This window comes from Colwellia marinimaniae, from assembly GCF_002207865.1.
Lineage (GTDB): Bacteria > Pseudomonadota > Gammaproteobacteria > Enterobacterales > Alteromonadaceae > Colwellia > Colwellia marinimaniae.
The window spans coordinates 38,299-59,693 of sequence record NZ_BDQM01000020.1; the positions used below are offsets into that span (position 1 = coordinate 38,299).

The following is a 21,395-nucleotide window of genomic DNA, read 5'->3' on the forward strand; positions in this document are numbered from 1 at the left end:
TATTATCATTATTATTAAAACTAACAAAAATCAAAGCCCATTAACAGTAAAGCTAATGGGCTTATGATTTTATGCTCGTGTATTTATTAAGCGGCTAGATACCTGCAAATTGCCATAACACTCATGGTCTGTCACCAAGATAAGTACATCAGCCCAGTTATCAATATCACTAATTGTTTCTTGTCGTGCACAATGCCAGTCAGATACAAATGGGTCATGGTAGTTAACGTCTACCCCGGCTTTGCTAAAGTGTTCAAGAATAGCATCGGCGGGAGACTCTTGGTAATTATCAATATTGGCTTTATAAGCTACGCCTAAGATGCCAATTTTCTTACCCTTAAGCTGGCTGGTATCCCCTAATAGCGCCAAAGCTTGTTCAGCAACTATACTTGGACGCTGGTCATTAATAGTACGTGCTAAACGAACCAAGTCTCCTGCTTGAGTATTTTCAACCAAGAACCAAGGGTCAATGGGGATACAATGTCCACCAACACCTGGCCCTGGCGATAATACGTTAACTCTTGGATGACGGTTAGCTAGACGAATAACCTCATGGACATCCACTTTGAGCTCTTGACAAATTTGTGATAGTTCATTGGCAAAAGCAATACCAACATCACGTGAGGTATTTTCTACCAACTTGATACATTCGGCTGTGGTTAAATCCGTTAACAATACTTCACCTTTAACAAAACTTTGATAAATAGCTTTAACTTTCTGTTGAGCTGTATGCTTTTCTGCACCTATGATCCTGTCATTGTGCACCAGTTCATGCAAAGTTTTTCCTGGAATGGCTCGTTCTGGACAGTGAACAACATCGATGGTTAAACCTGCATCAACGAAACGTTTTGCAACCGCTAAACTTGTTTGTGGCGAAAGGGTGGATTGAATAATCACGGTTTGACCATTTTTTGCTACTTTAGCGATGGCATCAACGGCGCTAAAGACATAACTACGATCACAGCTATTACCCTTGTGAGGTGTCTGCACAGCGATTAAATAGGTTTCGCTTGACGGAATGTCACTACTGGCTGTTAAAAAGCCTTGTGCAACGACCTTAGTAAGTAAGTCCGGTAAACCGGCTTCATCGAAGGGGCATTGTGCCTTATTAATCACGGCAACTTTATCGCTATTTAAATCAACACCGGTAACCTTGTAACCAGCTTCAGCTAATAAACTGGCTATAGGTAAACCCATATAGCCCATGCCAATAACACTTATGCTTTCATGTTTAGCAATAATTTCAGCATCAAGGGTGCAAGGTACTGAATTAGTAATGATATCTAAAATAGTTTCTGCTACATGACCATCACCAAAGGGATTGCCCCAAGTAAAGTCAGCTGCATCTTTAGCAAGCCATTTTTCCGCTGCGGCTAACGCTTTATTGGCATCACGACCAACCAATATGTTAGCACCTACTTCAATAGATTCAGGACGTTCGGTATTTTCACGTAAGGTAATACAAGGCACACCTAATAAACAGGCTTCTTCTTGAATACCGCCAGAGTCAGTTAAAATAAGCTGAGCATGTTTTAGTAACTGAATGAAGTCTAAGTAACCAAGGGGGGGAATAAGCTTTAAGTAACTTGGTAGTTCAATGGCCAACTCTGTCAATTTAGCTTGGCTTCTTGGATGAATTGGCCAGACCATGGTTTGACTATATTTTGCATGTAACTTATCAAATAATGCCAGCAGTTCTAATAAGTTTGCGGGTATATCGACATTAGCAGCACGATGGGCTGTCACTAAGAAAAACTCACCTGATGTCACAGCTAAATCTGCCAAAATGGTACTGGTGCTGGCAGAAATATCTAAATGTTTGAACAAAGAATCAGAAACAGTATTACCGACAGTAAATATTTTATCACTATCGATACCTTCTTTCACCAAAATAGCATGCTGATTAGGGCCAACAGCGAATAAATACTCACTCATGTGATCGGTAAGAATACGGTTATTTTCCTCAGGCATGCTGGGATCATAACTACGCAGACCGGCTTCAATATGACCTACCTTGATACCAAGCTTTGACGCTGCTAATGTGCCAGCCAATACTGTATTAGTATCACCCTGCACTAAAACTATATCAGGTTTCTCTTGTAATAAAATAGGCTCCATTTCAATCAAAATATTACCGGTTTGATTGCTATGTAAACCTGAGCCGACACCCAAATTATAGTCTGGTGCCGGTAATTCTAGTTCTTTAAAAAAGATGCTATCCATTTCTTCAGAGTAATGTTGATTTGAATGGATAATAAAATAGGCAATGCCGCGTTTTTTACATTCTAGGATAACGGGCGCCATTTTGATTATTTCGGGGCGAGTACCAACGATAATCCCTATTTTCATTTTTCTTCCTTAAAGTTGCTAGATTGATGCGGCTAATTACTTTGATTTTCTTCGGTAATTGTAAAACATTTACTCACACAAGTAACATAACTCAGGTGAGTATTTTAACCTTCTGTTAACTAATTTACTGTACTAACGCCTTAGCAGTAAATTATATCAGTTGATTTTCCTTACCCCGTTGAGAAAAAGTATGGTCAGCTTGGTTGATTATTTTCTGCTCTATACTAGCCTGAGCCATTACCTGCTGCCAATGTTTATTACTTTAAACTAATAACCTAAATTCATCCGCGGTTAAATCATTACCACTAAGGATGATATGACTCTGGCCAGTAAACTTGCTCAAGCCCTATAGCATTTTCGTAACAAAGTTACCATCACGGTGAATGTCATTAAGATAAAGTAAAATGTCCAAGACAGCATCGTATAAGCTCCATAAGCCAACTCAGTAATATCACTATGGCGTTGTTGAAAGGTTTGTATGGAGCATCAATGTCACTTTGAATGTCAGTAAAAGTACTAAGTTCACCTTCACTGTCGCCAGCGCCGCTATAATTAAAGCGAAATACGGCAAGGACCTGTTTATGGCTAACTCCTTGACAAATAAATAGTCTGTGTCTACCCCCACGTTTTTGTGGGCCACCAACAACAAGTATTACACCTTTCAGTGGCCTTATGCCAAGGGTCATAGTTACTGCTAAGGGTAAATATTCAATGGCAATTAATTATTTACCCTTGCTATTAAAAATAACACCTTGCTCTAACATCCGCTTATTTCCACTGCGCCAGCAACTAACTGGCTAAAAAGCAGACTACTCAGCTAACAACAAAGCTAATACTTGCGCTGTTTTTTCCTGCATCAAGGCTTTATCGCCTTTAGACTCAACATTAAGCCGTACTACAGGCTCAGTATTACTGCTGCGTAAATTGAAGCGCCAATTGCCAAACTCCATACTAATGCCATCGGTTTTATCAATAACTTGTGCTTGCTGTTGATAAAAATCAAAAACACGGGCAATAGCAGCTTTAGGGTCGGCAATTTTATTATTAATTTCACCCGATGATGGATAAGCCGCTATGCGCTCTTTCACTAAACTAGACAGCGGCTGCTTACGTAAACAAACCAACTCGGCAATCAATAACCAGGGGATCATGCCGCTGTCACAATAAAAGAAGTCTCGAAAATAATGATGAGCACTCATTTCACCACCATAAATAGCATCCTCACTACGCATACGCTCTTTAATAAAGGCGTGACCTGTTTTACTTTGGATGGCTTGAGCACCCGCTTGTTCAACAATATCAATAGTATTCCACGTTAAACGTGGATCATGAATGATTTTTTCTTGTGATTTATCACCGGTAACTTTACTTAAAAAGTTTTCCGCTAATAAGCCCACAATATAATAACCTTCAATAAATTCACCATGTTCATCAAATAAGAAACAACGATCAAAATCACCATCCCAGGCAATACCCATATCAGCACCATGTTTGATTACTGCATCACGAGTCGCGGCACGATTTTCTATTAATAGTGGATTGGGAATCCCATTGGGAAAATTACCATCCGGTTGATGATGTATTTTAATAAATTCAATAGGGACATTTAAGGCGTTAAAAGCACTTTCTATGGCATCAAGCGCTGGGCCTGCCGTACCATTGCCGGCATTCACAACCAGCTTTAATGGCGTGATATTTTTGTTATCAATATAAGTTAACAAATGCTCAGTATAAGGTTGAGTAATATCAACTGTGCTTAATGTACCTTTTACGGCAACCTCAATAAAATCATTCTGCTCGGCAAGGGCTTGAATATCGAACAGGCCAGTATCACCACTGATAGGTTTTGAGTTTTCACGTACCAGCTTCATACCATTGTAATCAATCGGATTATGACTGGCAGTAACAACAATGCCGCCATCGCACTCTAAATAACTGGTGGCAAAATAAATATGTTCAGTACCCGCTAAACCTAAATCAATAACGTTAGTGCCACCCGCCATTAGCCCTTGCGCTAAAGCTTGCTTTAATTCTTCACTGGTCAAACGAATGTCACCACCAACCACTACAGTTTTTGCTTGGGTATACTGGGAAAAAGCGCGACCGATGCGATAAGCGACATCAGTATTTAATTCTTCGCCTAATTTTCCGCGGATATCATAAGCTTTGAAACAGGTAATAGCAGAAGGGCCTGATGTTAAGGCTACTTTAGATGATGACATGAAATAATTTTTTCCTTGTTAATATTAAGGTTAAGGGGGTGTATGATGTAATCAATACCAGCATAATTACTTATTTGCTTGCTGCTATTTTTTCTTCCAGTGCTGCTAGCTTAGTTTCAAGCGCGGTTAATTGCGCCCGCGTCTTGAGCAATACTTGTGTTTGTACATCAAACTCTTCGCGTGTTACCACATCAAGTTGTGATAACTTGCTTTGCAAAACTGTTTTAGCCTTGTCTTCAATTTCATGGGCGAGATTTTTTAAGCTTGCAGGAATAGACTCGGTTACTTGTTTGGCAATTTCTTCTAACTTTTTTGCATTCAACATAATAATTTCCTCTTTTTTTACTTGTCTTGCATTGTAACTGTTTTGCCTATGACTAAAAACAGGTAAAATCACGGGTCGATAGTTTATTTTCAATAATGTAGTAAAAAATAATGAAACTTAATCCTAAACAAAATGAAGCAGTAAAATATGTTAGTGGCCCTTGCTTAGTGCTAGCGGGCGCTGGCTCAGGAAAAACAGGGGTTATTTGTCAAAAAATTGCTTACTTAATTCAAAAGTGTGATTACAAAGCCCGTAATATTGCCGCGGTAACCTTTACCAATAAAGCCGCACGTGAAATGAAAGAACGTATCCAAAAAATGTTAGGTAAAGACTTAACGCGTGGTTTAACGGTTTCTACGTTCCACTCACTCGGTCTTGATATTATCCGTCGGGAAATTAAAACCTTAGGTTACAAACCAGGTTTCACTCTCTTTGATGATCAAGACAGTTTAGCCTTGCTCAAAGAATTGACCCTGGACGAGCTTGATGGTGATAAAGATTTACTGAGTAAACTACAAAGCATGATTTCAAGCTGGAAGAATGATTTGTACTTACCCGATGCAGCATTGAAAATGGCCAGTGATGCCAATAGCATTGAATATGCCGAGTTTTATCAGCGTTATCATCAGCATATGAAAGCCTATAATGCCCTCGACTTTGATGATCTTATTCTTATTCCGACCTTATTACTGAAAAATTACCCTGCGGTTAAAGAGCGCTGGCAACAAAAAATTCGCTATTTATTAGTCGATGAATATCAAGATACCAACGCCAGTCAATATGAATTAGTAAGACAACTAGCCGGTGAACGAGCTCGTTTAACGGTAGTGGGTGACGACGATCAATCCATTTATTCTTGGCGTGGTGCCAGACCAGAAAACCTAGTGCAACTGGGTAAAGATTACCCCAATTTAAAAGTGATAAAATTAGAGCAAAATTATCGCTCCAGCGGTCGGATATTAAAGTGCGCTAACGTACTCATTGCCAATAATCCCCATGTATACGAAAAAACCTTATTCAGTGAACTTGCCTATGGGGTACAGCTGCGTGTATTACAAGCAAAAAATGAAGAGCATGAAATTGAACGTGTTATTGGCGAGCTAATAGGCCATCGTTTTATGAACCGTAGCCAATACAAAGATTACGCTGTGCTTTATCGCGGTAATCATCAATCACGTTTATTAGAAAAGGCACTGATGCAAAACCGCATACCGTATAAAATAAGCGGTGGCACCTCATTTTTCTCTCGGGCAGAGATCAAAGATATCATGGCCTACTTACGCGTTTTGGTGAATCCAGATGATGATAATGCCTTTTTACGCATTGTTAATGTGCCTAAACGAGAATTAGGCCCGACCACATTAGAGAAATTAGGTAATTACGCCAATATGCGTCAAATTAGCATGTTTGCCGCCAGTTTTGAGCTTGGTTTAGAACAAACCTTAACCGGTCGTGGTTTATTAAAAATGCAAGCATTTACCCGATGGTTGGTTGATATTGGCGATCAAGCTGAACGTGGTGATACCGCAGCCGTATTACGCTCGATGATACGCGAAATTAACTACGAAGACTTCCTTTATGACACCTCGCCTAGTGCAAAAGCGGCAGAGATGCGTATGAAAAATGTCACCGAACTCTTTAGCTGGGTGACACAAATGCTCGAAGGCAGTGATGACCAAGAGCCCATGACCTTACCAGATATTGTTACTCGTTTAACCTTACGCGATATGATGGAACGAAATGAAGAGGAAGAGAGTAACGACCAAGTGCAATTGATGACACTTCATGCATCCAAAGGCTTAGAGTTTCCTTACGTATTTCTTATAGGTATGGAAGAAGGTTTATTACCACACCAAACCAGTATTGATGAAGGCAGTGTTGAAGAAGAGCGCCGTCTTGCTTACGTTGGCATAACGCGTGCGAAACGGGAGTTAATATTCACTTATGCTAAAGAACGTCGTCAGTTTGGTGAGCTTGTACGAACCGAAGCAAGCCGATTTTTACATGAGTTACCGCAAGATGATTTAAATTGGGAGCTGGGTACCACGAAAAAAACAGTCGCGCATGTTGAGCAAGCAAATAAGCAAGGCATGGCCGGTTTACGCGCCCAACTAGCGAAAGCCAAGGCGGCAAAAGAATAAACAAGGCATGGCTAGTTTACCTGCCCAACTAGCGAAAGCTAAGGCAGCAAAAAAACATACTGACAGTTTTAACTTGAAGCACTAGCCACTAGTGATGAACTCTAGTGGCTTAATAATATCGCAGTGGCAATAATAATAGCGGCAACAACAACACTGTAAATAACTCGTTGATTCTGTTTACCCTGGTTCGCCAGCATAGCCTGCATTAATTGTGTTTGTTGATGTTGATTTTCACGACTGGTTTTTAAGTAGTCGTAAATTAAGTCTGGCATTTCAGGCAGCTTTTCATTCCAGAACGGTAAGTTAGCTTTAATTTTACTAAAGACAGCTTTAAAGCCCATCTGCTCTTTCACCCAGTTTTCTAAGAATGGTTTTGCTGTTTGCCATAAGTCTAACTGTGGATATAATTGACGACCTAAGCCTTCTATATACAATAAGGTTTTTTGCAGTAACACCAGCTGCGGTTGTACTTCCATATTAAAACGTCGTGCGGTATTAAATAAATTAACCAGTACATGGCCAAATGATATCTCTGACAACGGTTTATTGAAAATCGGCTCACAAACGGTACGAATGGCAAACTCAAATTCATCAACACTGGTATTTGCCGGTACCCAACCAGAATCAACATGCAATTGCGCCACTTTTCGATAATCACGATTAAAAAAAGCAACAAAGTTTTCGGCTAAATAACGTTTATCTTCACGGTTTAAGGTACCAACAATACCACAATCTATGGCAATCCAAGTAGGATCATCTGGGTTAGTGGCATCTACAAAAACATTACCCGGGTGCATATCGGCATGAAAGAAACTATCACGAAATACCTGAGTGAAGAAAACTTCAACACCACGCTCAGCCAGTAATTTCATATTGACACCAAGCTCGTTTAGTCTAGCGATATCACCCACACCAACACCATAAATACGCTCCATCACCAAGACATTTTTAAAGCTATATTCACTATGAATTTCTGGTACATAAAGCGCTTTATCGTACTCGCTGCCCTGCTCAAAATTACGCTTTAATTGAATAGCGTTAGCGCCTTCACGATTAAGGTCTAACTCATCTAAAATGGTTTTACGATATTCTTGTACCACTTCTTTTGGACGTAAACGCTTACCATCGGGTAACCAACGCGCAACAATGCCAGCAAACAGTGACATCACTTTAATATCCGCTAAGATGGTTTCACTTATATTGGGACGTAAAACCTTGATAACTATTTTTTGCTCTTCTTTGCCTGAAATTAAGGTTGCGGTATGAACTTGCGCAATAGAGGCAGACGCCAAAGGGGTAAGGTCAAAATCTTTAAAGTGCTGTTCAAAAACCTCAATGCCCATGGCTTCAATAATAAGTTGCTTAGCTTGCTCGCCATCAAATGGTGCTACTTTGTCTTGCAATAGGGCAAGTTCATCGGCTAACTCTGGGGTTAATAAGTCACGCCTGGTTGATAGCATTTGACCGAATTTAATAAAAACCGGCCCTAAAGTTTCTATCGCTAAGCGAAATCGTCGTTCTGGGGTTTTATCTTTATGCTGGTTTCTCAACCAAAATAAACTAGCTCGACCGACTTTTACATACCAAGGTAACATCCCTGCGGGTACCATTGTATCTAAACCAAAATTCAAGAAGGTTTTAACGATTTGATAAAGACGTTTACTACTCACGATGGTTATTATTTCCTATAGATTATTAGTGGTATTTACTCATTAAGCTTGAATTTATTTTTCAGCTAAGTCAGCAAAAATTTTATCAATACGCGCAGAGACAGCGCTAACTTCACTGGCAAGTTGTTTGGCTTGCCTGTTAAAAGCAGTTACTTCACTTATAGTCACCAGTAAGCGTTTTTCATGTACTAGATATTCGCTAATATCTGTTTCAATCTGCTTCACGGTTGCAGAAATGGATTTGCTAATTTTATCACTAAACTGTAGTAACTTATGGGTGGGCACATCACCAAGGTGCCTAGCTAGTTCAGACTGCCAATCTATTGCCAGTGACTGAGTAATGTGAGCAAATTGCTGTGCTATTTTTATATCACCGCTAACATCTAATTCATCTTGTTTGATTAATTGTGTTAGCGATTGCTTAGCTTTTAATTTTTTTAGCGCCTTTATACTGGTCTTTATCGTACAGTCACTACTGTCAGTTTGAGACCTAACTATGATCACAGCTGAGCTATCGCTAGTATTAACAGTAAACGATAGCGGAAATGAAAGCTCAGCTAACTCTAGGGTTAACGTTTTTTGCTTTAACGCGGCAAAAGAGATGGCCTTATTATGATTTAACGCCAAGGCTTTGTTAATAATGAATTCAAGGGTTGCCGTGGCAACTTGTGGTAACAATAGGCTATCTCTTAATGGAGGACTAAGTTGAGTACTTAGTGGTGTTAATGCTTGGTTATTAAAAGCTCGCATCGTTAAAACTTGTAGCCTTTATGTAAGGCAACTACCCCACCGGTTAAATTTTTGAAACTGGTTTGTTCAAAACCGGCGTTATCCATCATGCTTTTCAAGGTTTCTTGATCAGGATGCATGCGAATTGACTCAGCTAAGTATTGGTAGCTTTCACCATCTTTCGCCACCAACTCCCCTATTTTAGGTAAAATATTGAAGGAATAGAAGTCATAGGCTTTATTCAATAGCTCATGCTCTGGCTTGGAAAATTCTAAAATAAGTAAACGGCCACCCGGTTTTAATACCGAATAAATTGAGCGTAAGGCTTTATCTTTATCCGTTACATTACGTAAACCGAAAGCGATAGTGACTATATCAAAAGTATTCTCTTCAAAAGGTAAATATTCAGCATTTGCTTGTACATATTCTATATTTTGCACTAAACCTTTATCACGTAATTTATCGCGACCAACATTTAACATTGAGCTATTAATATCCGCTAAAATCACTTTACCTTCTCGACCAACGAGTTGCGAAAACTTAGCGGTTAAATCACCGGTACCACCGGCTAGATCCAAAACGGTATTGCCTGGACGAACACCGCTGGCATCAATAGTAAAACGTTTCCATAAGCGATGAATACCAAAGGACATTAAATCATTCATCACATCATATTGCTTTGCCACCGAGTGAAAAACGCCTGCTACCATAGATATTTTGTCGGCTTTTTCTATAGTTTTATAACCAAAGTGCGTAGTACCTTTACTTTCGGCTGAGTTATCGGCTGAAGTGTCGGCATCGGCTGGTGTCTGCTGGCTGGTTGATAAGTCACTGGCTTGAGAATTTTTATCTGAGGATGACATGGTAATTTCACTTAAAGCAATATTAAAACTATAATTGTCGATAGTTTACTGTATGCATGCTAAATCACCAAATACCCAGCAGGTTTTTTATTGATTTAACTAAAGCTTTGCTGACCTAACTGAATAATAAGTTCTTACTTGCCATAAAATAATGTAACTAAACAACAAATATGAAATAAAATTACATTTTTAACTTGAAGAAATAGAGTGTCTACTCTATACTTCTCTTCGTTCCCTTATACGGACGCTTGTTGTAATAATTGAATATTCTAGCTTTCCTCATAGCTAACTCACCGATAGCCTTTGCTATCGGTTTTTTTTGCCTAAAATAAAGTAAATAGCCGGAGAAAGCATAGTTATATGCTGAAGGTTGGCGGTGAGTTAACAGTAAAACTAGCAAGCGCGTTATTTCTACCTCTGTCTTTAGCCTTATATAATGCTTCATCCGCGGCAGCAATAAGACTACTGGGATCACTGCCCTTTTGCGGCACTATGGTACTATAACCAATACTAATGGTTATCACCGCCTCAACTTGAGAAAACTCATGTTTAATGTTTAGCGCTTCAATAGACTTTAAGCAGCGTTGGGCAATCAATTGAACATCGTGAGTATCAAGTAAAACAAAAGCAAACTCTTCACCACCGTATCGAGCAACCATATCTACAGCACGATTCACCTGCTGTTTCAGACAAGCACCAACCTTTTTCAAACACTCATCACCGGCTAAATGGCCATAGTTATCGTTATAGGCTTTAAAGAAATCGATATCAATTAACAAAAAGGAGACTGATGATTCTTGTCTGATAGCCCGTAACCATTCCCTATCTAAAAATTCATCCATAAAACGTCTATTAGCAATACCGGTCAAGCCATCAATCCTCGATAGCTTTTTTAACCTTTTATTGGCTTCATTCAGTTCATTGGTTTTTTCGATAACAATCCTTTGTACCACATTGGCGCGCTTGGTAATGCTACGAATATAAGCAGTAATAAATAGGGTAAAAATAATACCCGCACCAAAGACAAACAGAGGCAGTACACTTCTTCTTACCGAAATATAGCTCTGTGTTGGTGAACCAATTAAACTCCACTTACGTCCTAATATTTCAGGTAGTACTTTTTTATAAATAATATTTCTATCAACCATAAAACCTGTTGATGAACTATGGGTATAGAGCAAATCAATATTATTGGGATCAGTCTCATCAACAAGGTCAATTTCTAAGCCCAGTAATTCATCATTTAGGGTTGAGCTGACAAAAATGTCGGCGATACGATAAACCCCAAGAATAAAACCTTGTAAGTTTTGTTTACGCTTAGCTAAGGTGCTTGGTTGCCCTTTATATATTGGTAAAAAGGCTAAAAAAGCTTTTTCCTTATAATTATCTTGCACCAGGGTGATACTCGCCGTAGCTCGCGCCGTAGCGCTATCTCGTGATTTTTCTAGCGTCTCACGACGTGTGGCATTTGACGCCAAATCAAAACCAAATGCGGCTTCGTTGCCAACTAAAGGCTCAACATAATAAACAGGAAAATACTCGGCTCTTTGCTGCGCCACTGCCATATAGCCTTGCGCCTTACGTTCAGTAAACTCAAAGTCAGGGAAACTTTTTCTTAACTCTGCCTCATAAGCTTGTCTTTGATCGTGCGGCACACGGGGTATCCATTCCAAAGCTTGGATATCATTATGACGATTTAAGGTCTTTCTTGCTTGCGTGGTAAAAGCTTGGAAATCAGGGGTTGATGCTTGGCTAAATAACGTTGCTAAGGTATATAGTGCTTCAATATTTATTTCTATCTCACGAGATAATGAGGCAGCGCGTTCGTCAATATCCTTGTGAAATTCACTAATGATGGCTTTTTTTTCAACATCAAAAAGAAACCAGCCACTTAACGTAGATAGTAAGATGCCGACAATCATGACAAAAATTTGCATTACTGCATTGTTGGTTTTTAAAACCATTTGAAATCCTTAAGCAACTGCTTCCCTACCACTATTATTATCAAGGCTCAGCAGCCAGTGTTTTTCAAGCCTAAAAGTGGTTGTGCTGTTTAGGCTAATTATAAGTATGAAGGGATATTCATGAAGGATATTAATAACATAATGTGATTAGTACAAGAGCTATCTGCCAAAGGAGTACAATATAAAAGCATAAGCTAGTGCGGTTAAAACATTTTTTTGAACGTGTCGTAATATATGACAAGGTTAAAATCAGCATCACTTTTATATTCACCGCTTCCAGCGGGGTGAGATTAACGCTAGCTTCGCTATAATGCTAATAACTCGCATTAGTCCGTAATAATAACAGGAGGTGTTTTGTCCTTACTTATCCAGTCACTCAATCATCAAATCATCGATGGTGATAATCATCGCCAATTATTAGTCGATTTAAATTTATCCGTTGCCCCGGGTGAATGTGTGGCTTTGATGGGCGATAGCGGCAGTGGCAAAACCACCCTACTCAACTTGATTGCCGGTTTAGAGCCAATTCAGCAAGGTAAGATTGCCGTAGCAGGTATCTCCTTAACACAAGCCAGTGATAGGCAGCTTAGCCAGTTACGCAAACAGCATATCGGCATTATTTTCCAACACTTTAATTTACTTACTAGCTTATCGGTGCAAGATAATATTGAGTTCAGTGCCAAACTCGCTGGTCGCTATGATGTTATGCATGGTTTAGCACTAGCAGAGCAACTTGGTATTAGCCATTTATTAAAAAAATATCCGGCCACCTTGTCAGGAGGTGAAATGCAGCGAGTAGCTATTGCTCGCGCGCTAAACAGTAAGCCAAAATTGTTGCTTGCTGATGAACCAACCGGAAATTTAGACCAGCAGAATAGTAGCCAGGTAGTAGCACAGTTAGTCCAGCTAGCTAAGTCCAACAACACCGCCTTACTTATGGTGACCCATAGCGCCGATGTGGCTGCTAGTATGGATAAAATCTATCGTTTACAAGAATCTTCCATCCGCTTAGTTACTGATTAAGCTGATGCAAACAAAACCGAGCACAAAAACAAATAGCGAATTTTTCTTGGTATTAAAGGCGCATTTAGCTGAATACTTAAACAAGCCCTTATTAAACCTTGGCTTTATTTTAAGTTTAGCCATAGCCACCAGCACTTTATTGTGCATTCTGGTATTAAATCATGCCAGTGAGCAGCAATACCAAGCAGCCAATAGGGGGTTAAAATCTCCCGTGAGTTTTTATATTGTTGCCAATAGCGGCGACAATATTTCACGCCATGACTTTAGCCATTTAAAAGCCCAAGGCTTTTATCAACTTGCGCCAATACATCTTTTTGGTAAAACACTTGCTTCCGGTAAGAAAATATCATTCCGAGCCATAGACATACTGCCACTGGTTTTGGCCATGCCAAAAAGTTTTACCACTCATCATATTAATCTAAGCAGCAAATACGCCAAAGCCCTTGGCTTGACGCTTAATTCAACGACAGATATAAATGATGCCAATCAAATTACCTTAGCTGATGGCCAATCACTTAAGGTTAACTACAATCAAATCAATGACTGGGGCAAAGTCGCCTTAGTTGACTTACCCCTTGCTTGGCAACTATTTCCCGATATCAAAGGCTTTAGTCATTTAATGGTGACCGCCATTAGCGCCGATGAAAAGGCGCGGTTAGCCGCAGCTTTACCAGAGTATTTATCCATTCAAGAGGCTTGGTCACTAGAAGAACGAGAAGGTTTTGCCGATGCTTTGCATTTAAATTTATCGGCACTGGCCATTTTAGGTTTTATCGTCAGTTTATTTATCGCTTTTCAAGCCGCTGATCAAGCATGGCAAAAACGCGGCGAGTTAGCGGCAAAGTTACGCTTACTTGGCGTAGAATTAACCAGCATACTAAAAGTCATGCTATGTGAAGCTTTGCTATTAACCTTGCTCGCCAGTATTATAGGTATTGCCATCGCTTTTGCCTTGGTGTCAATCTTACTGCCTATATTAGGCATAACCTTAGAGCAGCTTTATCAGCTAAGACAAAGCGGACATTTCCAATGGCATTGGTTATATAGCTTATGGGCATTCGCTATTTCTGCCGTGGCCGTTTTTTTGGCACTATTAAAACAGTTTAGGCTTATTAGCTCAGCAAAAATCGCCCTAACAGCCCGCATTGTGCCTCAACCATTTAACTACCGAGCAAGCGCGGCCATTGGTGTAACCTTGCTGGCTGTTTTCCTGCTTTGGCCTGAGGTTTATGGACAAAATTCTTGGCATTTATTAATGATAAAATATGGCCTATTATTAATCGCCAGTGTCGCCTTATTACCTAATATCTTGAGTTACTTACTTAAGGGCATGAGTTATTTTACCCGCTCTTTTCGAGTCAAATTTGTGGTTAAAGATGCCCGCCAACAAGTGGGTAGACGCTATTTACCCTTAGCAGCATTTTACCTAGCACTCACCGCCAGTATTTCTGCGGCGCTTATGGTCAACAGTTTTGAAAAAGCTTTCACTGCCTATTTAGAGCAGTTGTTAAGTGCAGACCTCTTTATCAGTTATAACCCCAAGCAAAAAAACAAGGTTGAGGCCTGGCTTAAACAGCAAGATGATATTGATGAATATGTGCTCTTTAAACAGACTGTTGCCAAATACGGTAATGATACCCTAGCGGTTCATGCGCTTATGTCGGCAAAACAACAAAATAGTTTATTGTTTAAAGCAAGGTCGTCCAAGCAGCAAGCAACGGGACAATTCAGTTGTTATATCAACGAACAGCTATCGCTGAAAAAAGGCTTAGCCTTAAATGAACAGTTCACCGTCGAGCAAGGCCTGCAACAGCTCACCTGTACCATAACAGCCATTTTTTATGACTATGGAAATCAAGGCTATTCGGTCAAAATTCCGTTAAAGGCCCAGGAAATTCCTCTTTCAGGCTGGCGTGAACATGGCTTCGCTGTCTACTTTAAGGGCCGTAATAATCTAAGTACAGCCGCGTTAGCTGAGCAGTTAGGTCTTGATAACGAACAGATATTTTTACCTGAAGAAATCAAAACAATGGCACTAGCAATATTTAAGCAAACTTTTGTACTGACTCAGGCAATCGCTTTTGTTTTACTCATTATCGCCTGCTTTGGCCTGTTTTTATCAGCCAACAATTTAGAATTGGCGCGCAAACCAGATTTACACATCTTAAGTAGTTTGGGGTATAGCCGTATTGAGCTCTTTAGTCATATGTTAATGCAGTGGCTATTGTTAGCTTTTGGTGTGCTTTTACTTAGCTGGCCGATAGCTGGCTTACTGGCTAAAGCCTTGGTAGCAAAAGTGCTACCCGCCTCATTTGGCTGGTCAATGCCGCTAGTATTAGATATCGCGCCATTTGCGCTCACTAGTATTACTGGGCTATTGATATTATTACCTGCATTAGCCATTCCCTTATATAAGCTCAATGTCAGGGCCAGTTTGTCATGATAATTTTTTGCTTAAGGCATTGCTTAAAATATTACTTAAAACCGCTATTAATCTTGCTAGCCAGTGGCCTACTTATTACTGGCTGCAATGAAGCAGAGGAAAAAAAACGTCAACCACTAAAATACCTTACCGATGCGGACGGTAAATTTGCTAGTCCATCAAGGGATAATCAGATACTTTTTCCACAAGCCCATGCCCCGAAAAAAGCGTATCGCCAAGAGTGGTGGTATTTAACCACAACGTTAACCACTGAACATGGCCAGTCATTGGCAAGTCAATGGACTCTTTTTCGCCGCGCGGTTGGCGATAAACATTGGTACTTCGCTCATGCCGCTTTAGCGGATGCACAAAGCCATAACACCGCCTATAGACATGGTCGTGAAGAGCTAGGCAACGTCAACATATCTGCTGAGCCCTTTAATGCCAGCATAGATGACTGGCAATGGCAGTCCACAGCATCTTTACTGCCGGCACGCCTAGTTTATGGCTCAGCGGTCGGCTCAATAACGAGTGCAGTAACTGTTGCCGCAGTAGATAGGGCAATAAATGCGCCAATAACGAAAAAGGGCATTGTTACTAAGACAGAAAACCATTGGCAAGTAGAACTGAAACTAACCACAACAGTAGAGTTCTTTCTGCAGGGCGAAAATGGCTTTAGCATTAAACACCCGAATTTAAATATCGCCAGCCACTATTATTCTCAGCCTTTTATTGAAGTCACGGGTAAGGTCTATTGGCAAGGTAATTGGCAAAAAGTGACTGGTCAAGCCTGGTTCGAACGTGAATGGTCTTCACAACCGCTAGGGCCAGATCAACAAGGTTGGGACTGGTTTGCACTACGCCTTAATGACAATACTGCCTTGATGGTTTTTCGTGCTCGCTCAGACCAGCAAGATTATTTGTATGCCAGCATAATGACGCGCAATGGTGACATTCGTAGCATAGCCTCGAACGAGATATCCCTTACCAGTCACGACAATAAGCTCACCAGTAACTCCCCCTACCCACAATCATTTTCATTACTTATCGCGAAAGAAAATATCGATATCAAGGTGACGGTAGTTAATGAGCAACAAATTATGCGCTTTGGTATTGAATACTTTGAAGGTATGGTGACTTTTAGTGGCAGTCATCAAGGCCAAGGTTTTGTCGAAATGACAGGGTATAGTAATAAGTAAGCTCAACCCCGGCAGTAGTTAAGCAATAAAATTAGGGTAAAGCAGCGGTTGTTAGTGTGTAGATAACACGATAAAATAATTACTCTTATTTCAAACAGCCCTTCTTGCCCATGCCTATATCAACTGAACAACTTAATACCATAGAAAATTATGATGATGAAAAACGTTTAAGCTACCTGCTACAACAAGTCGTTAGCAATAAAGAAATTTGGCTATTGACTGATGAGCATGGCTGTATGATGCTAAATACTGACGATGAGGATTGTGTGCCGGTATGGCCCAATAAAGAATTTGCTCAGGGTTGGGCGACAGGTGAGTGGCAAGCATGCCAGCCTCAGGAGATTTCTTTGGCTAAATGGTACAGTCGATGGAGCGTGGGCCTGGCCGATGATGACTTGGCTTTGGTGGTTTTTCCCAATCAAGATAATAAGGGCTTGATACTATTTCCTGAAGAATTTGAACAGTTGCTGCTAAAAGAAACTAAAAAGCAAAATCGAAAATAGCCTCGCAAGTAAAAACGCATCGGTGCTCTAACACGGTTAAGCGACCAATAAAAAAGCCACTTAATGACTATGACTAGTACCTAGGTGGCTTTTTGGTGACTAAAAGCTAGCTATCGAATGAGATATTGTGCATGAAAGCGTAACTGCTCTTCAATAAAACTACTGATAAAATAATAGCTATGGTCATAACCCTCATGACGATTTAACTCAAGCGGGTAGCCATTGCTCTTTGCCGCCGACAGTAAAGCATCAGGTTTTAACTGCTCATTAAGGAAGTTATCCGCTTCACCTTGATCCACCCGAGCAGGGACAAATTGCTTAACCCGTCGCATCAATTCGCTGGCATCATGATCTCGCCATAAATCCTTATCATCACCTAAGTAGGCACTAAAGGCTTTTTGCCCCCAAGGACAATTGATGGGATTACTGATAGGGCTAAAGGCAGAAACGGAGCAATAAAGTTCTGGATTTTTCAAGGCTATGGTTAACGCGCCATGCCCGCCCATAGAATGACCGGCGATAGCACGCTTATTACTTACCGGAAAAGTTGCTTCAATTAATGCCGGTAACTCATCGACGATATAATCATACATTTGATAATGGCGATTCCACGGCGCTTGGCTAGCATTAAGATAAAACCCTGCCCCTTGGCCTAAATCATAACCGTCATCATCAGCAACACCTTCACCTCTTGGGCTAGTGTCAGGGGCAACAATAGCCATACCTAACTCAGCGGCTATACGCTGTATGCCTGATTTTTGCATAACATTTTCATCGGTACAGGTAAGCCCTGATAACCAATAAAGCACAGGAACTTTATTGGTACTCGATGCTTGTGGCGGTAAATAAATAGCAAAACGCATGCGGCAATTTAAGCTACTGGCTTGATGGCTATATTGTTTATGCCATCCGCCAAACATTTTATTACTGGTTAAACATTCTATGGTCATAGTAAATCCTTAGTTTTAGCGAGTGTTTTGTACGACAAAACGCTCGCTATAAAATGCCTACTTGCTAAAGTGCTACTTATCAAAGTGAATAACACTACGAATACTCTCGCCTTTATGCATCAGCTCAAAGGCTTCATTGATGTCTTCTAGTCCCATGGTGTGAGTAATAAAATGATCTAGCTTGAATTCACCTGCCAAGTAACGCTCTACGTAATCAGGCAACTCAGTACGACCTTTAACACCACCAAATGCAGAGCCACGCCATACTCGGCCCGTCACTAATTGGAAAGGTCTAGTGGATATTTCTTGTCCCGCACCCGCAACACCAATAACTATTGACTCACCCCAGCCCTTATGGCAACACTCAAGTGCTGAGCGCATCACGTCGACATTACCTATACATTCAAAAGAATAATCAACACCGCCATCCGTTAACTCCACAATAACGTCTTGAATAGGCTGGTCATAATCTTTTGGATTAATGAAATCGGTTGCGCCTAATTTTTTCGCCAGCTCAAATTTACTTTCGTTAATGTCAATGACAATAATACGGCTGGCTTTTGCCATAGTAGCGCCAACAACCGCTGAAAGGCCAATACCACCAAGACCAAAAATGGCTACTGTCGCTCCCTCTTCCACTTTTGCAGTATTCATTACTGCGCCCATGCCGGTGGTAACACCACAACCTAATAAACACACTTCTTCTAGCGGAGCTGCTTTATTAACTTTTGCTAAGGAAATTTCAGGTAATACCGTGTATTCAGAGAACGTTGAACAGCCCATGTAATGGAAAATCGGCTGACCATCTTTATAAAAACGGGTAGTACCATCAGGCATTAATCCCTTGCCCTGCGTTTCACGAATTTTTTGACATAAGTTAGTTTTACCCGATAGGCAGAACTTACATTCGCCACACTCTGGTGTGTACAATGGGATAACATGGTCACCAACTTGTACGCTGGTAACACCTTCACCAATTTGCTCAACAATACCACCACCTTCATGACCTAAAATCACCGGAAAAATGCCTTCTGGATCATCACCAGATAAGGTAAAAGCATCGGTATGGCAAACGCCTGATGCTACCACCTTAATTAATACTTCACCTTTTCTAGGTAGCATGACATCAATTTCTTCAACGGATAACGGTTGATTTGGGCCCCAAGCAATGGCGGCTTTCGATTTAATAAATTGATCAGGCGTTTGTTCGGACGTTTGTTCAGGCGTTTTTTCAGGCATAGTATTCTCGCTTTTATCGCTGGCAAAGGGTAATGGTATGGCTATCAAGTGTAGTCTATTAAGAAAAAGCTAAACCTATCAACAAGCTTATCTACTAATAAGGTTTAACTAACGCTAAATAACTCTAGCCAAGTAAAGTATAGGGCTATTATATTTGTTTCCGCTTAAATGATAATATCCTATTTTAGTAAATCACTTTTACATATAGGTAACAATCATGAATTGGCAAGGTATCAGTGAATTCGTTTATGTCGCAGAAGCAGAGAGCTTTACCTTAGCGGCTAAAAAATTAGCCATATCAACTGCACAAGTGAGTCGTCAGATCACCGCATTAGAACATCGTCTGAAGGTGAAATTGTTATATCGCACCACCCGAAAAGTATCACTTAGCCAAGAAGGCAGGTTATTTTATCAACATTGCCGAGTCATTCTTGACGGACTAGAGCAAGCTGAAACGGCAATAACCAACTTACAATCCACTCCACAAGGCAAGATTAAACTTACTGCCTCCGTTACTTATGGAGAGCAACAAGTACTACCGCTAATCAATGATTTTGTTTTACTCCATCCAGATATTCAGGTACTGGCACACTTAAGTAATCAAAAAATTGATTTAGTCGATGAAGGCTACGATCTCGCCATTCGACTAGGCAAGTTGCATGATTCTACCTTAATGGCAAAAAAACTAGCCCAACGTACTAATTATGTCTGTGCGGCACCTGCTTATATCAGTAAGCACGGTACTCCTCATGCTCTATCTGAATTAAAGCAACATAATTGTCTTTTAGGCACCTTAGATTACTGGCGCTTTCGAGATAATAACAAGGATAAAAATATCCGTGTCAGCGGCAGTATCCGTTTCAACTCGGGTTATGGCTTAGTTGATGCGGCATTAAAAGGTATTGGTATAGTGCAACTACCCGATTACTATGTAAAAGACTATATAGAGCAGGGTCGTTTAATCAGCTTACTTGACCATTATCGCGAGCCCGATGAGGGTATTTGGGCTGTTTATCCTCATAATAGACAACTGTCCGTCAAAATTAGATTATTAGTCGATTACCTGGCTGTGCACCTAGCTTAACGATAACCGCGAGCCTGATGAGGGTATTTGGGCTGTTTATCCTCATAACAGACAACTGTCCGCCAAAATTAGATTATTAGTCGATTACCTGGCTGTGCACCTAGCTTAGCGATAACCGCGAGCCTGATGAGGGTATTTGGGCTGTTTATCCTCATAATAGACAATTGTCCGTCAAAATTAGCTTGTTAGTCGATTACCTTGCTGTGCACCTAACTTAACGAGCAAACCTTAATGCTAGACCTTTCGCTATACTAGAAAGGTAGGCGGCTTTATGGTTAGTCGTTTCCAAGGGTAGGAGTAAGGTATCAAACTATATGAACTACCGTTCGCCAGAATCATATTACTTAGCGATAGTATTGCCGAGGTGATAGTCAACGAGGGTGTAGAACTTAATCTTACTATGGTCAAGCAGTTGCATGAATTTTTTCTGGCTCATCTTCATAGCCCTTTTTCGTTACTAATCAATAAAATTAACGCTTATTCTTATGATTTTGAAGCACAAATAAATATTGGTAATCTAAGCGAAATTCACGCGATAGCTGTTATTGTCTACAAAATAGCCAGCCAATTAAACACAGAGTATTTAGCTAATACCATCCCAAGAGCTGATAAGTGGAATTTACGAATTTATTCAGATCGTGATGTGGCACTGAACTGGTTGCAATTAGAACAAGCACAGGTTAGTTAATTTCCACCCCGCTAACAAACTATC

At 40.3% G+C, this 21,395-nt stretch carries 17 protein-coding genes; 7 read left to right on the forward strand and 10 right to left on the reverse strand.

All coding sequences use genetic code 11. The features are described from left to right. Positions 1-69 precede the first annotated feature (69 nt). The 4 genes from wecB to ubiK form a co-directional block, all read right to left on the reverse strand. Positions 70-2,349, reverse strand: a complete 2,280-nt coding sequence (wecB, locus tag MTCD1_RS12185) for a non-hydrolyzing UDP-N-acetylglucosamine 2-epimerase (protein ID WP_057179386.1) — start codon at positions 2,347-2,349, stop codon at positions 70-72. A 389-nt stretch (positions 2,350-2,738) separates the two neighbouring features. Further along, entirely contained in the window at positions 2,739-3,035 is a 297-nt protein-coding gene (locus MTCD1_RS12190; RefSeq protein WP_057179385.1) for an alpha/beta hydrolase family protein, read from the reverse strand. Between the two features lie 123 nt (positions 3,036-3,158). Continuing rightward, positions 3,159-4,571 carry a phosphohexomutase domain-containing protein gene (locus tag MTCD1_RS12195; protein WP_057179384.1) on the reverse strand — a complete coding sequence of 471 codons (1,413 nt, stop codon included), beginning with the start codon at positions 4,569-4,571 and terminating at the stop codon, positions 3,159-3,161. Between the two features lie 70 nt (positions 4,572-4,641). Continuing rightward, the gene (ubiK, locus tag MTCD1_RS12200; protein WP_057179383.1) at positions 4,642-4,896 is read right to left on the reverse strand and encodes a ubiquinone biosynthesis accessory factor UbiK; all 255 of its coding nucleotides are present in this window, start codon (positions 4,894-4,896) and stop codon (positions 4,642-4,644) included. A 110-nt stretch (positions 4,897-5,006) separates the two neighbouring features. Between ubiK and rep the strand changes: the two genes are divergently transcribed. After that, positions 5,007-7,037: a DNA helicase Rep gene (gene rep / locus MTCD1_RS12205; RefSeq protein ID WP_057179382.1), complete on the forward strand. Its 2,031-nt coding sequence runs from the start codon at positions 5,007-5,009 to the stop codon at positions 7,035-7,037. A 101-nt stretch (positions 7,038-7,138) separates the two neighbouring features. Here rep and ubiB read toward each other — a convergent pair whose 3' ends face one another. From ubiB to MTCD1_RS12225, 4 genes are all read right to left on the reverse strand, one after another. Next, positions 7,139-8,707, reverse strand: a complete 1,569-nt coding sequence (gene ubiB, locus MTCD1_RS12210; RefSeq protein ID WP_057179381.1) for a ubiquinone biosynthesis regulatory protein kinase UbiB — start codon at positions 8,705-8,707, stop codon at positions 7,139-7,141. A gap of 54 nt (positions 8,708-8,761) precedes the next feature. After that, complete coding sequence (locus MTCD1_RS12215; RefSeq protein WP_057179380.1) at positions 8,762-9,457, reverse strand: ubiquinone biosynthesis accessory factor UbiJ; 696 nt, start codon at positions 9,455-9,457, stop codon at positions 8,762-8,764. A gap of 2 nt (positions 9,458-9,459) precedes the next feature. Further along, complete coding sequence (ubiE, locus tag MTCD1_RS12220) at positions 9,460-10,299, reverse strand: bifunctional demethylmenaquinone methyltransferase/2-methoxy-6-polyprenyl-1,4-benzoquinol methylase UbiE (RefSeq protein WP_082606389.1); 840 nt, start codon at positions 10,297-10,299, stop codon at positions 9,460-9,462. A 356-nt stretch (positions 10,300-10,655) separates the two neighbouring features. Next, positions 10,656-12,263 (reverse strand): CHASE domain-containing protein, encoded by a 1,608-nt coding sequence (locus tag MTCD1_RS12225; protein ID WP_057179379.1) that lies wholly within the window; start codon positions 12,261-12,263, stop codon positions 10,656-10,658. A 354-nt stretch (positions 12,264-12,617) separates the two neighbouring features. Between MTCD1_RS12225 and MTCD1_RS12230 the strand changes: the two genes are divergently transcribed. The 4 genes from MTCD1_RS12230 (at position 12,618) to MTCD1_RS12245 (ending at position 17,410) form a co-directional block, all read left to right on the forward strand. Beyond that, positions 12,618-13,286 (forward strand): ABC transporter ATP-binding protein, encoded by a 669-nt coding sequence (locus MTCD1_RS12230; protein WP_057179378.1) that lies wholly within the window; start codon positions 12,618-12,620, stop codon positions 13,284-13,286. A 4-nt stretch (positions 13,287-13,290) separates the two neighbouring features. Continuing rightward, positions 13,291-15,729: an FtsX-like permease family protein gene (locus MTCD1_RS12235; RefSeq protein ID WP_057179377.1), complete on the forward strand. Its 2,439-nt coding sequence runs from the start codon at positions 13,291-13,293 to the stop codon at positions 15,727-15,729. Beyond that, a complete protein-coding gene (locus MTCD1_RS12240) occupies positions 15,726-16,907 on the forward strand; it encodes a lipocalin-like domain-containing protein (RefSeq protein ID WP_057179376.1) in 1,182 nt (393 codons plus the stop codon). Before MTCD1_RS12235 ends, MTCD1_RS12240 begins: the two co-directional genes overlap by 4 nt. 110 nt (positions 16,908-17,017) lie before the next feature. After that, entirely contained in the window at positions 17,018-17,410 is a 393-nt protein-coding gene (locus MTCD1_RS12245) for a DUF2750 domain-containing protein (RefSeq protein WP_057179375.1), read from the forward strand. A 110-nt stretch (positions 17,411-17,520) separates the two neighbouring features. Here the strand turns inward: MTCD1_RS12245 and fghA are convergent, their stop codons facing one another. Together fghA and MTCD1_RS12255 are read right to left on the reverse strand one after the other, a co-directional pair. Continuing rightward, positions 17,521-18,360, reverse strand: coding sequence for an S-formylglutathione hydrolase (gene fghA, locus MTCD1_RS12250; protein ID WP_057179374.1), 840 nt, complete (start codon positions 18,358-18,360; stop codon positions 17,521-17,523). 72 nt (positions 18,361-18,432) lie between these two features. Further along, on the reverse strand, positions 18,433-19,599 hold the full coding sequence (locus tag MTCD1_RS12255; protein WP_057179373.1) for an S-(hydroxymethyl)glutathione dehydrogenase/class III alcohol dehydrogenase: 1,167 nt from the start codon (positions 19,597-19,599) through the stop codon (positions 18,433-18,435). 217 nt (positions 19,600-19,816) lie between these two features. On the opposite strand from MTCD1_RS12255, the gene MTCD1_RS12260 reads away from it, so the two are divergent. Both MTCD1_RS12260 and MTCD1_RS12265 read left to right on the forward strand, forming a co-directional pair. After that, complete coding sequence (locus MTCD1_RS12260) at positions 19,817-20,683, forward strand: LysR substrate-binding domain-containing protein (protein WP_057179372.1); 867 nt, start codon at positions 19,817-19,819, stop codon at positions 20,681-20,683. Positions 20,684-21,047: 364 nt separating this feature from the next. Next, a complete protein-coding gene (locus MTCD1_RS12265) occupies positions 21,048-21,371 on the forward strand; it encodes a hypothetical protein (protein ID WP_231732942.1) in 324 nt (107 codons plus the stop codon). The last annotated feature ends 24 nt before the right edge of the window (positions 21,372-21,395 follow it).

Bases quoted from the DNA above. Each gene is read 5' to 3' on its own strand.
- MTCD1_RS12255 (WP_057179373.1), bottom strand. From the start codon at position 19,599: ATGCCTGAAAAAACGCCTGAACAAACGTCCGAACAAACGCCTGATCAA.
- MTCD1_RS12245 (WP_057179375.1), top strand. From the start codon at position 17,018: ATGCCTATATCAACTGAACAACTTAATACCATAGAAAATTATGATGAT.
- MTCD1_RS12215 (WP_057179380.1), bottom strand. From the start codon at position 9,457: ATGCGAGCTTTTAATAACCAAGCATTAACACCACTAAGTACTCAACTT.
- rep (WP_057179382.1), top strand. From the start codon at position 5,007: ATGAAACTTAATCCTAAACAAAATGAAGCAGTAAAATATGTTAGTGGC.
- wecB (WP_057179386.1), bottom strand. From the start codon at position 2,349: ATGAAAATAGGGATTATCGTTGGTACTCGCCCCGAAATAATCAAAATG.
- MTCD1_RS12235 (WP_057179377.1), top strand. From the start codon at position 13,291: ATGCAAACAAAACCGAGCACAAAAACAAATAGCGAATTTTTCTTGGTA.
- MTCD1_RS12260 (WP_057179372.1), top strand. From the start codon at position 19,817: ATGAATTGGCAAGGTATCAGTGAATTCGTTTATGTCGCAGAAGCAGAG.
- MTCD1_RS12190 (WP_057179385.1), bottom strand. From the start codon at position 3,035: ATGACCCTTGGCATAAGGCCACTGAAAGGTGTAATACTTGTTGTTGGT.
- ubiE (WP_082606389.1), bottom strand. From the start codon at position 10,299: ATGTCATCCTCAGATAAAAATTCTCAAGCCAGTGACTTATCAACCAGC.
- ubiK (WP_057179383.1), bottom strand. From the start codon at position 4,896: ATGTTGAATGCAAAAAAGTTAGAAGAAATTGCCAAACAAGTAACCGAG.
- MTCD1_RS12240 (WP_057179376.1), top strand. From the start codon at position 15,726: ATGATAATTTTTTGCTTAAGGCATTGCTTAAAATATTACTTAAAACCG.
- MTCD1_RS12195 (WP_057179384.1), bottom strand. From the start codon at position 4,571: ATGTCATCATCTAAAGTAGCCTTAACATCAGGCCCTTCTGCTATTACC.
- MTCD1_RS12225 (WP_057179379.1), bottom strand. From the start codon at position 12,263: ATGGTTTTAAAAACCAACAATGCAGTAATGCAAATTTTTGTCATGATT.
- fghA (WP_057179374.1), bottom strand. From the start codon at position 18,360: ATGACCATAGAATGTTTAACCAGTAATAAAATGTTTGGCGGATGGCAT.